Source organism: Mycobacterium sp. IS-1556, from assembly GCF_001499985.1.
GTDB lineage: Bacteria > Actinomycetota > Actinomycetes > Mycobacteriales > Mycobacteriaceae > Mycobacterium.
This window is the reverse complement of sequence record NZ_LQIM01000010.1, coordinates 21,023-35,151: the sequence shown is the minus strand read 5'-3', so window position 1 is coordinate 35,151 and position 14,129 is coordinate 21,023. Positions and strand designations below refer to the sequence as shown.

Here is a 14,129-nt window from a genome sequence, read left to right as displayed (position 1 = left end):
TCATGGTGGCGGGCAGTGCGTGCGACAGTCCACCACCAGAGCCGGATTAGCTGCTAATCGTCGATGCCCGCGGCGAGGGTGTGCTCGGGTCCCTCCACTGCGGCCTCGGGGATGTTCCAGCCCAGGGCGAGGTGGCGGCGCTGGGCGGCACGGACGGCGCGACCGGCAGCGTCGTACTGGGTGAGCAGTTGACGCCACGGCTCGCTGAGGTGGGTGCGGCCGAGGCGGTCGGCCATGGTGACGGCCGGCAGCGTCTCCAGCAGCGGATCTGCGGGAGCTGACGGCGTGGGGGTGAGGGTGGTGTTCCACGGCAGGGAGTGGGTGAGCAGCCGCAGCGCCGACGAGCTGGCCCCGCGACTGGTGGTGCCGGGGTCGAGCAGGATGACCCGTGCATCGGCGGCCGCGGCGTGGCGGGCGATGTCGGCGAGCTGGTCGGGCTCGGCAATCGCTGGGTCGTCGATAATGACGATGGCTCGGGGCGGCAAGGCCCACTGCTGATCACTGACTTGGCGGTGGGCGTGACCGATGGTGGTGATGGTGTCGGCCAGCTCGGCGTCGCGTGCCGATGCGGCGCTGGTGTCGGTGGTCGAAAGCCAGAGCACTTTGCGCTCGTTGGCGTTGGCAGTGCTGCGCAGGGTGTAGAGCGCCGCGGCGGTTTCGCGGTCTGTGGCGTCGGCTCGCACGACGCTGAGCCGATACGGCTGAGCCGCCAACGATTTGAGCTGCTGCGCGGTGTGCGGCTCGTGTGCCGACAACGCTGCGACAGGGATGAGTAGGGGATTGCGTGTGAGGTCGAGGTGGCCGGCGACCTCGAGGAGGGCGACTTCATTGCGCGCCGAGTCGAGCAGCTGTTCGAGGGTGTCGGAGGTGGCGGTTTGGGCGGCGGCGAACGCAGCGGCCACGTCCCGGTCGGCCCGTTCCAGCTCGCGGCGCAGTATCCGCCGCCGCTCGCGCAGTTCGGCGCGGGCGGTCAGGTCGGCGTGTTCGGCGCGGCCGCGCGCGGCGACGATGTCGTGCTCGGTGACGATCTTCTGGCCGCCGGCGGCCGAGGTGCGCGCAGCCTGAGCGTCGGCGAGGGCCTGCTGGAAGTGCAGCGAGGGCGGCTGATCGGGCAGCAGCGCGGTGTAGAACGCGACGTCTCGGCGGGCCGAGGCGATGTCAAGCTCATCGGCATCGGGGGCGGCGCGCAGAAGGTTGAGCCGGGTGCGGGCGTGCTCGATGAGGCGAAGTGTGTCGTTGTAGGCGGCGTCGGCGTCGGCCCACTGCTCCATCACCGCAGTGACGGCATGGCTGTAGGGACGGTCGGCGTCGACCTGGCGGCGCATCCGCAGCAGCTCGTCGGCGGCAGCACGCATCGCCGGGCCATTTCCGGCGCGAATTTCTGCGTCCAAGGTTTTGATTGCTTTGCAGACCTCGCGGTATTCCTGCTGCAGTGTGGTGACCAATTCCATGGTGATGCCCAATTCCGGTGCGGGTCGGTTTGCTGAGAGGTCTTCGAATTGCAAATCTCCGATTTCTTCGGACCCGTATCCAAATGATTCGTCGGGCGGGGCGATGTCGAAGTAATCGTCGAAGGGCGGTGCTTCGCCGAAGTCGTCGAAAGGGCTTTGCGGGTCGGGCGGAAAGAGTGCCTCCTCGTCGGGGTGCGGCGGGGCGTGCTCGGGGGTGGGCAGGTCCTCGATGTCGATGCCGAGACGAGCTTGGAGGCGGTGGGTGAAGGCGTCGACGGTGTAAGTGATCAAACGGGCGTAGTCGCCCGGCGGGATCGGGTGGTCGGCGTCAGCGGCGTCGGCGAGGTGTTCAGCGGCGACATGGAGCAGGTCGCGCGGAGTCCACGTGGTCGGGTCGGCGGCGCTGATGGCAGCGACGAGGCCGGGCCAGGCCGGGTCGGAGGTGATGGTTTCGGTCAGCGCGGCCCCGAACACGGCGTCGACGTCGGCGATCCAGGCCGGCCGTAGCCGCGAATGGGTGGTGGCCAGGGTGGCGGTCGGCGACAGAGCGCCGGCGATGCGCCACCACAGCGCGGCGGCGGGCAGTTCGTCGGGCAGCGGTCCTTGCCGGGCTGCGGTGGTGATGATCTGTCGCAGGTCGGCGGTGCTGCGGGTGGCCTGGGCGAGTTGGGCGGCCAGCTGCGGCCAGTAGGCATCGGCGCGCAGGCGCGGGTCGATGGCGTCGATGAGGTCGTTCCATCGGGTGGTGTCGGCACTGCGCCGCCCGATGTCGGCAGCGGCGTAGCGCTGCAGCGTCGCCTGGACGGCGCGGGTCCGCACGGGGTACTGGCGCGCGCCGGTGAGACGGGTATCGGCGTCCTCGACGCCGGTGGCGGCGCGGAACACCGCGATTTCGGCGGTCAGTGCCGGGTTGACGGTGATCAACGGCCGCGCCCAGGCGGGGGCGGTCGCGTTGGTCCAGGCCCGCGCGCGCTCGCGGATCTGGTCGGCCAGGCCTTCCACCAGTTGTTCGCGGCGGGCCAGGTAGGCACCCCATTGCGGATCGTCGGCGAGTGCCTGCGGGATGGCCGGAAGCCAGCGCAGCACCCCGATGCCGGCGGAATGGGTGCCGGCGGGATCGATGCGATGATCAAGGACCGCGGCGGGGTCGGCGGCGTCGTCGATGCTGCCCTTGGCCAGCGCCTCGGTGAGCAGCTCGCGGGGATCGGCACCACCGATCGCCAGGACAGAGAGGTTGCGTCGCAGCACCGGCCAGGCTTCGCGCTGACTGAGCCGAGGGATCACGTCATCGGCGATGCTGTCCAATCGATCGCGAGCACCGGCGCCCAGCCGATTCTCGGCCGCCACGCCCAAGGCGTCGTAGAACATGTCGGTGGCGGCCTGCAGTCGCGTGGCCGGATCCTCGGCGCGTCGGGCTTCGGTGGTGGCCGACACCTGGGCGCCGTCGCGGGCCAAGGTCCGGGTCAGGACGTCGACGGCGGTGTCGGGGTGGGTGGCCTTGGGGGACAGCAGCCGGTGCGGATCGCCTTCGGCGGTGGACAGGTACAGGTGGTTTTCGTCGGTGGCGCGGGTCATCGCGACGTAGAGGTGTTGGCGGGTCAGCATGTCGGAGCCGACGATGTGGCAGGTGCCCTTGGTGTCACGCCGTCCTGCGGTGAGTCCCTGAGCGGAGTCGATGGTGGCCGCGTAGCCCAGCGTGACGTGTTCGGCGATGTAGTCGGCGGGCAGCGTGACGATGCGTCCGCTGCGCAGGTGGCGGGCTTTCACGCCGCCATCGGTGAGGACTTCGGTGATGGTGTAGCGGTAGCCGTTGCGTACGAAATCATTGCGACCGATCGTGATTCGGCGGTTGTTTTTGCGGGTGCGAATGGTGTCGCCGACGCTGGCGTGGAGCTGATCGGCCAGCACCACCGTGGCCGCCCGGGCGGCTTCGGGATCGGCGGCCAGCCGGTCGGCGCGGGCGCGGGCGTTGAGCTCGTTGATGACGTCGTTGGTGGGCGCGAGCAGGATGGAGTCTGCGCCGGCGGCCAGATCGGCCCGCCATGCCTGATAGGCCATGTCGGCGGCGGTCTCGTCGGTGCCGACGTGGATGCGGTGGTGGTCGATGTAGAAGCCGATGCCGGCCGGGTCGGCATCGTGTAGCGCGAGGCCGGCGGCGGCTTCGGCCGGTGACTTGAACCGCACGACTTCGCTCAGGGTGAGCGCGTCGGTGGCTTCGGCGATGTCGCGCAGAACACCGCCGGCTGAGATGGACGACAACTGGCCGTCGTCGCCGACCAGTCGCACGCTCGCACCCTTGCGCAGTGCGTCGGTGATCATCGCGTCCAGCCCGGCGGTGGCGGCCTTGCCGGCCTCGTCAACGACGATCAGGGTGTCGGGGCCCACGTGCGCGAACCAGTCGGGCACGGCGGAGATCGCGGCCTTGTTTGGATCGGCTGACCACACGTACTTGTCGAGGGTGTCAGTGGTGGCACCGAGGTCCTCCCCGAGCACGATCGCCGCGTCGGCGGTCGGGGCCAAGCCGATCACATGTCCGCCCGAGCTGCGCCACGCGTGGGCCAGCGCCGCCATGGCTGTGGTCTTGCCCGTTCCGGCCGGGGCCAGCGCCAGTGCGACACGGCGCCCGGAGGTCGCCATTTCCGAGACCAGAGCGGCCTGGCCGGGGTTGAGGGTGCGTCCTCGGGCGGCCGAATCTGCGAGCGCCAGTTCGACATCGGCGGCGGTGGCGGCGCGGCCGTCGCAGCGGTGCACCGCGTCGAGAATGCGGCGCTCGGCGGCGAGTGTTTCGCGGCTGGTGTAAAGCTGTACGCCGTGGCGGGAGTAGACGCTGGCACCGTCGCGGCGACGCAGCGCGACAGGCTCGCCCAAGTCGGCATCGGCGACTCGGGCGTGCGGCAGTGAAAACGCGTCTCCGAGAGCGGTATCGGTGAGACGTTCGATTGCTGCGACATCGTGCGCCACGCCGTGCGAGCGTGCGATTCGCAGCGCCTCGGCGCGCACGTGGTGACGCTGCCAGGTGGAGCGCGATTCGGACACGGTGGCGATGAGTTCGCCAGCACGCGACGCGATCCATTCCTCGTCGACCACGGGTGTGGTGCGGGCTCGGTTGGGACCGGCCAGGACACCGGCCAGCATGCGGTGCAGTCCGTCTCGCCCGAGGACCTCCACAGCTTGGGTGCGCCAGACGTGGCGCTGCTCAGCCAGCGAGCGCGGCTCGTGCTTGGCTTCGCGCGATTCCAGCGTCGCCTGCTGGGCCAAAGCGATGATCTCGGTGTTGGTTGGTTCGCGTCCGTGATCGGCCTGAAATGCCTTGGCCAGCTCGGCGGTGCGGGCCTCGATCGCCGCGCGGCGACTCGACCACCGCGACATCAATTCGGCTGACATTCCGTCGATCTCGCGGACCGGCCGTTTTCCGCGTCCGCGGGACTGTTCGACGAACGACACACCCAGGCTGGCGATCATGTGGGCTTCGAGACGGGTGTTGTACAACTCCGAGGCCGCGACGGTCACCCGGTGCAGCGGCTGACCGTCGAGCGCAAGCCATCGGCGCACACCGTTGGCGTCCACATGGGACACCTTGTTGGAGATCGCGACGTGGGTGTGCAAGTCAGGGTCACCGGCGCGGGAGTCGCGGTGGGTGAACACCGCGGCGATGAGTCCTTCGGTGTCGACCTGGGCCACACCGCCGGCGCCGGCGCGGGTGAAGGTTGCTTGCTCTTGCAGCCACTCCAGCACGTCGGCGACCGCCGCATCGTGGGCGGCCTCGATCTGTTCAGCCACCGATAGCGGGGCGATGGCCCACAGCGCCGACACCGATTTCACCGGCGAGAAGGTCAGGTCGTATCCGGCCACGGCTGTGGTGCGGGCGCGGGTGTTGCGGGCGATGAATCCGGACAGCTCGCGGTCGTCGGCGGGTGGGCGGCCGTATTCCTCGGCGAAGAGTTCCATCGCCACGCGGGTGCGGATCTGGGCGCGGATCTCCGGGGCGATGGTGGCGTTCCAGTGCGCGCCGTTCTCGGCGTTGTGATCGCGAAAGGCCACCGCCAACCGCCGCGCGTACTCCGGTTCCCCATCGCGGACCAGGAATTCGCGGCCGAGTCGGCTAGCCGCCCGCGGCGAGCCCACGCCGCGGCCGATGGCGTAGGTCTCGATGCGCTCGGCGTTGGGGTGTAGACCCAATCCGTAGAGGGCGCGCATCTGCGCCTCACCGACCTCCGAGCCTTCGTCAACGGTCCAAATCTCTTCGCGGGCTTGCGGACTGACCTCGCAGCGGCCGGTGTCAGACAGAGCGGCCAAGCCGCGGCCCATCCATCGGCCCGGCGATTCGCCCTTGGCCGAGTAGTAGTCGGCCAGCGTGGAGCGGCCCCGCTCGGTGCTGTCGGCGGCAGCGACCTGCCGCACCAGGTACAGGTATCCGTCCCCGGCGGTCAGCTTGTGCAGCGTCATCACCATGACGCGCACACACGGGTCCGCATGGCTCGGACGGTACGAACTTGGCGGTTGGCGAAGCCACCACCAAACCGGGGGTTCTTAGGAAACCCTCAGATTCGGGGTTACCGGCGCAGGGGTCGTATTCATTCGGGGTGAATACGCCTTCACGCTGGTCGGCATGTAGCGCCGGGTATTGCTCTGTTCGCTTTTCACCTCTCCTGGACCAGCACGTGAGGTGCGTCCTTAATGCCTCCTGGGTTGGTCTGACCGGGTCGCGGGTTTGTTGCTTTGGTGGGCCACCAGCTGGCTTCGCGTAGGAGTGTGGCGATGGCGGGCACGGTGAGGGTGCGCACGAGGAAGGTGTCGAGCAGCAGCCCGAAGCCGATGATGAGGCCGGCTTGGATCATGATGGCGACTGAGCCGACCATGAGGCCGAACATGCTGGCGGCGAATATGAGGCCAGCGGAGGTGATGACGGCTCCGGTGTTTGCCACGGTGCGCAGGACGCCGACGCGGATGTTGGTTCCGGATTCTTCGCGGAGCCGTGAGACGAGCAGCATGTTGTAGTCGGCGCCGACGGCGACGAGGATGATGAACGCCAGCAGCGGTACGGGCCAGGCGATTTCGTGGCCCAGTCCCCATTGGAAGACTACGACGCCGATGCCGAGTGATGCGAGGTAGTTGAGCACGACGGTGCCTAGTAGGTAGAGCGGTGCTAGGAGTGCGCGCAGTAGTAGGACCAGGATGACGCCGACGATGATGATGGTGGCGATGGCTAGTTGTGCGAAGTCGGCCCAGAGGAGTCGTTGGATATCGGAGTTGACGGCGGGGAAGCCGGCTACGGACACGGTGGCGTCGGCGAGTGACGTGTTGGGTCGTGCGGTGTTGGCGGTGTCGGTGATGCGGCTGGCGAGGTCCATGGCTTCAACGCTGTATGGGTCGTGGCTGCTTTCGATCATGAACCGCGCTGTTTTGCCGTCCGGTGAGAGGAATTGTTCGGCGACGTCGGTGAATTGCCGGTTCTCGAATGCGTTGGCGGGCAGGTAGAAACCGCTCGAGGAGTCGGAGTCGGCCGCTGCGCGCGAGGAGTTCTGTAGTTGGGTGGCGATCTGGCTCATGCCGGACAGCATTTCGATGTTGCTGTCGGCGAGGGTGCGGACGCCGGTGGCGAGTGCTTGGGCGCCGGAGGCCAGCTGTCCGATTCCGTCCTGCAATCGGCGGAGATTTGTGGTCAGGTCGGCGGGGTCACCCAGGGCTCCGAATGCCTTGTCCAGTGAGGCGACTGCGTTCTGGACGTTGGCGAGGGTGCCACCAACGGTGGCATTGGTGGCGGGATCGTAGCGGTCCCCGAGGTCGGCGATTTGGTTGAAGAATCCGTTGTCGCGCAGAGTGACCAGGATCTGGACCTGGTTGCGGATTTGGGCGCATTGTGGGGTGGTGGCGCACCAGGGTGAGGTGTTGAGGGCGCCGACGAGTGGGTCGAGTTGAGTGATTGCGTTTTGGGCTTGGTTGGCCAGCGGTCGTAGTCCTGGGCCGGATTGGATGGCTTGGTCGACGGCGGGGGCAGTGGCGGAAAGTTGTTGCAGCAGCGGCCGGAATTGGTTGACCTGAGTTCCTGCGGATTGGGCTTGGGTGAGGATTCCGGCTAGTGGTGTGAAGGCGGTGCGCACGGTGCTGTCGAGTTGGGCGAGGCCGTCGGCGAGCTGGTCGGCGCCGTCGGTGAGTTTGGTGAGGTCGTCCTTGCGGGAGTTGCCCTCGGCGACGGCGCCGGCCATTTTGTCGCCGATCTGGCCGTTCTGCCAGGCCAGTTCTGCTTGGTCGAGGCGCTCTCCGGTGGGGCGGGTGACTCCGGAAACCTTGGTGACGCCGGGGATCTGGGAGACGCGGGAGGCCATCTCGTCAAGATCGGCCAGTCCTTTGCCGGTCCGCATGTCGGTCGGATTTTCCACGACGAGGAATTCGCTGATGACGACGTCTTTGCGGAAGTGGCGGTCCAGCAGGTGGTAGCCCAGGTTGCTGGCCGTGGTGTCTGGTTGGCCCTTGCGGTCGTCGTAGCTGATTTTGATGGTTGCTGCCGCTGCCGACAGGGCGAGCAAGATGACCAGGCTGACGATGAGTAGTGGCACGGGACGGCGGACCACGGCGACGGCGACGCTGTTCCAGTAGCGGCGGGTGCGATCGGGTTTGGGTTCACCGATGCCGCGTTTGGCGGCTAGCGACAGCACCGGTGGCAGCAGGGTTACGGTGGCCAGAAATCCGAACAGTACGGCGATGGCACACGCGGGGCCAAGGGCGGCGAAGACGCTGAGCCGCGCGAAGACCATGGCCAGGAACGCGAGTGCGACGGTGGCGGCGGAGGCGAGGATGACGCGCCCGATGCTGGCGGTGGCGTGGATGACGGCCTGATCGGCGGGTACTTGGGCGCGGCGCTGTTCGTGGTATCGGCTGATCAGAAATACGGTGTAGTCGGTTCCCGCGCCGAGCAGGATCGCAGTCATGAAGGCGACGGTGAACTGGGAGACGGGCATGCCCATCTCGCCGAGGGCGGACAGCACGCCGCGCCCGACTGCCAGGCTCAACCCGATTACTAGCAGCGGTAACAGCGCGGTGAACACCGACCGGTAGACGATCAGCAGGATCAGGGCGATCACGCCCGCGGTAGCGATTGAGATCAGCAGCAGGTCGTGCTCGGCGGATGCGATCATGTCGCTGAAGGTTGCCGGTGGTCCCGTCACTTGCACAGTCGTGGTCGAGCCGGTGAAGACCTCGGCGGCGATGTTGCGCACCGCGTTTACCGATTCGGCGGCCGTGGGGTCTCCGAGGGTGCCGGTGACACCTACGGGCAGGTACCAAGCTTTGCGGTCGGCGCTGACTGCCTGGGCTTCGGTAATCGGATCGGACAGTAGGTCCTGCACCAGCAGGACGTGGTTGCCTTCGCCCTGCAACCGGCGCACGAGTTCGCCGTAGCGCTGCCGTGCAGTCGGAGTCAAGCCATTGGGGTCTTCCATGGCGACGAACACCATGGTTTTTGAGCCTTCTTCGCCGAAAGCGGCGCTCATGCGGTCAACCGTCTGCAAGGACGGCGCATCGCGAGGGATGAGGTCCACCGACTGTTGGCGCACCACGGTTTCTAGCTGGGGGAACAGCAACGCGAGGACGACCGCGGCGCCTAGCCATACCCCGATGACCAGCGCTTTGTGTCGGAGGGTGAATCGGGCTAGCGCTGCCAACCGTTCGCTGTACTCGCGGGTTTCGGCCGGGTTGGGGGATCCGTTGTCCCGCTGGCCACGGCGCGTGGCCTGGCCTGGGGAATCTGCAGTGCCGTCGGTCACTGGGCCTCCACTAGTAGCGAATCGTAGCGATACTATCGGTATCGCTACGCTACCGCATGTAGTGCAAGTGGTGGCGGGGCCGTCGTCGCCAGGCCGCGCAAAGCGCGCGGCTGGCGAAGGGGCCGGCGACCGCTATCGAGTCGGGACCGGGCCGACGGTCGCAGTGGGCAGAGGAATGATCGAACACTCAGTGGGTTTCTGGAAGCCAGGGCTGACGCTGTAAGTCGACGACACTGGCCTTGGATGCCGTTCAGGGTCTTGCTGTTGCTGTTCTCGGACGTTGGTCGTCGGGCGCACGCACGGCCACATCGCGTAGCGGGGCCGCTAGCTCTAGGTTTGCGCTTCGGTTGTGGCCGACTGGCCCGTGTTCTGCAGCAGCACGTAATTGCCTAGGCTGCCCAGGAAACCTGCGCAGTGCTGAACGAGTTCATCTGTGGTGAATTCCAGTTCTCCGTCGAGTCGGCGGCGCAAGACTTCGAATAGCCCTCCCACGCCCAAGGTCGAAGCCAAATGGGCAACCCCCACGGCAGAGTCGGCGATGTCGAGGTGAAGTCTGGCTTCGCGCAAGACAAGGTCGGTGAAACCTGCCATTAGTTCGCTGCGTAGCTCTCGGAGCAGCGGCTCGGTTGCAGATTCCACGAACAGGATCCGACCCAGCCGCGGGTCGTTGTCGATCATGCCGACCAGCCTGCGGATTGGCGCGTACGCCAATACCTCCGGTGGCTCGCCGGCATCGGGGATCGCGTCGACTATCACCTCCTGGAAGGTGGCATAGAGCTGCTGGTAGACAGCCCGCAGGAGTGCGTCTCGGTCGGAGAAGTGCTGGTAGAAGTACCGTGACGTGACACCCGATTCAGCGCAGACGGCAGTCACAGTGGCGGCGGCAACGCCGCGCGTGCCGATCAACTCCGTTGCGGCCTCGATGAGACGGGTGCGCCGGTTCCGGTGACGCTCCTCGGCGGACATTCCGCTATACACCCGCGCCGAAACCACGTGGATAGCTTGCCATCTAATTCTGACAAGGCTTAGAGTCAGATTGACCGCGCGTCCTTGGCGAATGGGAGAACAACATGAGCGACGATTCGTCCACACGGCCCACCGCACGGGTCGTCCCGAAGCCCCGCCGTGTTCGATTCGATATGCCTGCTGGGACCAGTCGGCAGCACTTCGTTGATGGCGACTTGGTGATGAGCCACTTTGTGTCCACCTTGTCGGCCACGTTCCCCGAAGGCGAAGACTTCTTTATCCGGTCAGTCCGCGAGTACCGGGACCACATCAGCGACGCTGACCTCAAGGAGGCGGTCAAGGGGTTTATCGCACAAGAGGCCACCCACCGACACCAGCATCGGCTGCTCAACGATCGGCTTCAAGCAATGGGCTATCCCACCGAGGGGATCGATCGGCATGTCAAGAAGCTGGTTGGCCGACTTGAGAAGCGTTTTTCTCCCAAGATGCGCCTGGCTGTGACGGCCGCCCTCGAGCACTACACGGCGACATTCGCCGAGATCATTCTCACCAGCGACGAAGCTCAAGAACTGATCGGCGACACCGAAGTGCGGCCTATTCTGCTCTGGCACGCACTGGAAGAATGCGAGCATAAGGCCGTTGCTTTCGATGTCTACGAGACGGTCGGTGGAAGCGAACGCACCAGGGTCTGGGGGATGCGGATCGCCAGCCTCCTCTTGTTCAGCGAGTTGGTCATCCAGACCACCCGCTCTCTGGCTGGTGACCGTTCCGCCTACAACCCGGTGCGCTTGCTGCGCAGCCTTCGAGCCTTCCGTCATAACCCGCTATTCAGCCCAGCAGCAATTGCGCGCTTTCGCTCCTACACCCGCGCCGGATTTCATCCCGACGACTGGGACAGCGCAGAAATCCTCGAACGCTGGACCAAGGAACTCTTCGACGCCGATGGTGGCCAGCAAGTGCGTAGTGGCGTCTAGCTCGACCAGAGCCCGGCACAGTTCAAAGTCGGCCTTAACCGAAGAACACTTCATGGGCTCCGCTTCGCGCGCTGTGAAGTCAAGATCGGTTCTGACTACTGGCCGATCGATGGTGCTCGACCAACGTCGCGACCTACAGGAGGTTCCGGCCGAGGAACTCGGTGACGGCGCAGCCGAAGGCGTCGTTGTCGTCGCCGGCGATCATGTGTCCGGTGCCGGATACGTCGACGGTCTCGGCGTGGGGAACCAGTTGCTTGAACTCGTCGACGGTGGCTTGGGAGACCACGTCGGACAAGAGGCCCCTTACGAGAAGTGTTGGGGCATTGACCCGTCGGGCTCCGTCGATCAGCAGGTGGCTGATTGCGTCGAATTGCTCCGTTCCCGTGGTCGATTCGTCGCGGAGAAAGTCGAAGTTGGAGTGAATGAATGCCGGGTCCCACCGCCAGATCCAGCGGCCGTCGTGACGCTGCCGTAGCACCTTGCGCAGGCCGTCGACGTTGGCCGGGCGCGAGCGATGGGGGTTGTACGCGGCGATCACCTCTGCGGCGTCAGAGAGGGTGCTAAAGCCATCGGGATGTGCGGCCATGAACGTCACCACGCGACGGGCGCCCTGGAATTCAAGTCGCGGGGTGACGTCGACCAGGACGACCGCCGCCCACGACGCCCCGGATGTCAACAGATGCGTGCCGAGCACGGTCATGCCCCCAAGGGATGCACCTACGACCGCAGGGGCGGTATAGGCGCTGAAGTGCTCGCGCACGGCGAGAAGATCGGTCGCGAGTCGCTCGATGTCGTACCTGCCGGCTGGGTCCCAGTCGCTGTCGCCGTGACCGCGGGTGTCGTAGGCGACGACTGTGTATCCGCATGCGTGGAGGCGACGCGCTGAAGTGCTCCACGCGTGCCGGTTCTGGCCGCCGCCGTGCAGGAGCAGCACGACGGGACGGGCGTCATCGTGGCCGTAGCAGTCCGCAGCCAGGGCGATCCCGTCCTGGGTTCGGACCCGATGCTGCACGGCGGAGGTCATGACACCTTCCTGGCGAGATCGTCGTCCGCCCGAAGCGTGGGCCCGGCAGCAAGCGCCTTCATAGTGCGTTGCCCGCGGCGTTCACGATCGTGACCGTGCCCTGGGCTACGCAGACGGCTTTGTCGCCGTTGCTAATGTCGATGCGCGCCACTCCACTGCGCTTGCCCAGCGACACGATGTCGGTGACGGCGACACACACACCGGTGGACACGGGTCGCAGCAGGTTTAGCTTGAATTCGGTGGTGGCGACCCATGATCCGGCCGGAATGACGGGGTAGAACACGACTCCGAGACAGTGGTCGACCATCGCCGATAGACATCCGCCGTGCAGGGTGCCGAAGGGTGTGAGCAGTTCGGCACGGGTTTCCATCTCTGCCACCAGCCGACCGGCGGCGAGTTCGGTGTGCCGAAAGCTCAGAAACCTCGACAGTCCACCTGCTGTGTTCGGCGATCTGAGCAGCTGGTCGGCGATCTGCTCATCGAAGTGCGCGAATGTCACTGCCACCACCATGCCCCTTTCTCCTGTCCGGTCATGGGTCGATCACCGTTCGAGCCCGCGAATCGTTTGAGCATGTCGCCGAATGCGCCGAGGTCGCCGTGCGCGGCGGAGTGCTCGATATCGACGGCGATGAAGAACCTGGCCGCGCGGTGATGCACACGACGCGTCGTCGAGGAGGGGCACGGGCTAGACCGGTGTGGTCCAAGTGATGGGCAGCGATGTGTAGCCGCGGATCGGTCCGGACCGCAGCCGCCGCGCCGATTCAAGATCGACCTCCCAGTCGGGCACCTTGTCCAACAGAGCATCCAGAGCGATGCGGGCCTCCATCCGCGCCAGTGCCGCGCCCAGACAGAAGTGGATGCCGCGACCGAAGGCGACCTGGTGCTCACTGGTGCGCTCGATGTCGAACACGTCAGGATCGGGGAAGGCGCGCTCGTCGCGGTTGGCCGACCCGAACAGCAGCAGCACCTTCTCACCTTGACGCATGGTCGTGTCGTGCAGTGTGACGTCGCGGGTCAGGGTTCGTGAAAGTCCCTGTGCCGGTGAGTCGTAGCGCAGCAACTCCTCAACTGCCGGCCCCAATAGTGTTCGATCGGCGGCCAGGCGTCGGCGGGTCTGCCGATGCTGGGCCAGCACGACCGCGGAGTTCCCCAGCAGATTGGTGGTGGTCTCGTAGCCCGCGACGAGCAGCAGCGCGCAGAAGCCGAGGACTTCCTCGTCGGTCAGTCTGATCCCGTCGACTGTGGCGTTCGCCAACGCCGACATCATGTCCTCGCGGGGGGTTTGGCGGCGGTCGGCGAGGAAGTCGGTGAAGTAGGCGTAGATCGAGGTGGCGGCGGTCAGTGCGTCGGTGGTTTGTCCGTGGTTGACGTCGACCTGGACCAGTTGGCTCGACCACAATCGGAACTGATCACGATCGGTGGCGGGAATGCCCAGTAGATCGGCGATCACCGCGGCGGGCAGGATCGCGGCGAAGTCGGTCACGAAGTCCGCCGAACCAGAGCCCTCGTCGAGGCGCTCGAACAACTCCGCGGCCATCTGTGTGATGGCGCCCTGCAGCCCGGCCACCCGCCGGGGAGTGAACGCCCGGCTCACCAGGGCACGCAACTGGTCGTGGCGCGGAGGGTCCATCACGATCATCATCGGCAGGAACGAGCCGATGAAGTCCGATCCCGGTGGGGTGGGGAAGATGCCGTCCACCGAGGAGTACGTGCCGTGATCCAGTGCTGCGGCCTGGACGTCGGCGTGCCGGCTCAACACCCAGGTATGGGATTCCTCGGCGCGGTACACCGGAGCCGTGTCACGCAACGACCGATACGTCGGATAGGGGTCGTTGAGAATCGAGGCGTCGAACGGGTCGTAACGAATTTGCACCGAGACCACCAAGACCTCCGACCACCAAAGTAACGACGGTTTAGACTCGCAGTCTAAACCGGCCGAACGGGACAGGGG

General features: G+C 66.3%; 8 protein-coding genes. 1 reads left to right on the top strand and 7 read right to left on the bottom strand.

The features are described 5' to 3' along the window. Positions 1-53: 53 nt before the first annotated feature. The 3 genes from mobF to AU187_RS08620 form a co-directional block, all read right to left on the bottom strand. Positions 54-5,903 (bottom strand): MobF family relaxase, encoded by a 5,850-nt coding sequence (gene mobF, locus AU187_RS08630; RefSeq protein WP_059166596.1) that lies wholly within the window; start codon positions 5,901-5,903, stop codon positions 54-56. 188 nt (positions 5,904-6,091) lie between these two features. Next, positions 6,092-9,214: an MMPL/RND family transporter gene (locus AU187_RS08625; protein WP_011856887.1), complete on the bottom strand. Its 3,123-nt coding sequence runs from the start codon at positions 9,212-9,214 to the stop codon at positions 6,092-6,094. A gap of 330 nt (positions 9,215-9,544) precedes the next feature. Further along, positions 9,545-10,180 carry a TetR/AcrR family transcriptional regulator gene (locus AU187_RS08620; protein WP_011856886.1) on the bottom strand — a complete coding sequence of 212 codons (636 nt, stop codon included), beginning with the start codon at positions 10,178-10,180 and terminating at the stop codon, positions 9,545-9,547. Between the two features lie 104 nt (positions 10,181-10,284). Here AU187_RS08620 and AU187_RS08615 point away from each other — a divergent pair, with 104 nt between their 5' ends. Then, positions 10,285-11,154, top strand: a complete 870-nt coding sequence (locus AU187_RS08615) for a metal-dependent hydrolase (RefSeq protein ID WP_011856885.1) — start codon at positions 10,285-10,287, stop codon at positions 11,152-11,154. A gap of 133 nt (positions 11,155-11,287) precedes the next feature. Here AU187_RS08615 and AU187_RS08610 read toward each other — a convergent pair whose 3' ends face one another. Genes AU187_RS08610 through AU187_RS08600 form a run of 4 tightly spaced genes read right to left on the bottom strand, consistent with a single transcriptional unit; the run spans position 11,288 to position 14,060 of the window. Further along, on the bottom strand, positions 11,288-12,178 hold the full coding sequence (locus AU187_RS08610; protein ID WP_011856884.1) for an alpha/beta fold hydrolase: 891 nt from the start codon (positions 12,176-12,178) through the stop codon (positions 11,288-11,290). Positions 12,179-12,236: 58 nt separating this feature from the next. Beyond that, positions 12,237-12,689 carry a PaaI family thioesterase gene (locus AU187_RS08605; RefSeq protein ID WP_011856883.1) on the bottom strand — a complete coding sequence of 151 codons (453 nt, stop codon included), beginning with the start codon at positions 12,687-12,689 and terminating at the stop codon, positions 12,237-12,239. After that, positions 12,674-12,835, bottom strand: a complete 162-nt coding sequence (locus AU187_RS25405; protein ID WP_156442342.1) for a hypothetical protein — start codon at positions 12,833-12,835, stop codon at positions 12,674-12,676. The genes AU187_RS08605 and AU187_RS25405 overlap by 16 nt, the downstream gene beginning before the upstream one ends. Before the next feature lie 28 nt (positions 12,836-12,863). Then, positions 12,864-14,060: a cytochrome P450 gene (locus AU187_RS08600; RefSeq protein WP_011856882.1), complete on the bottom strand. Its 1,197-nt coding sequence runs from the start codon at positions 14,058-14,060 to the stop codon at positions 12,864-12,866. Between the last annotated feature and the right edge of the window lie 69 nt (positions 14,061-14,129).

Coding starts and splice junctions, on each gene's coding strand:
- AU187_RS08615 (WP_011856885.1), top strand. CDS start 10,285: ATGAGCGACGATTCGTCCACACGGCCCACCGCACGGGTCGTCCCGAAG.
- AU187_RS08610 (WP_011856884.1), bottom strand. CDS start 12,178: ATGACCTCCGCCGTGCAGCATCGGGTCCGAACCCAGGACGGGATCGCC.
- AU187_RS08605 (WP_011856883.1), bottom strand. CDS start 12,689: ATGGTGGTGGCAGTGACATTCGCGCACTTCGATGAGCAGATCGCCGAC.
- AU187_RS08620 (WP_011856886.1), bottom strand. CDS start 10,180: ATGTCCGCCGAGGAGCGTCACCGGAACCGGCGCACCCGTCTCATCGAG.
- mobF (WP_059166596.1), bottom strand. CDS start 5,903: ATGGTGATGACGCTGCACAAGCTGACCGCCGGGGACGGATACCTGTAC.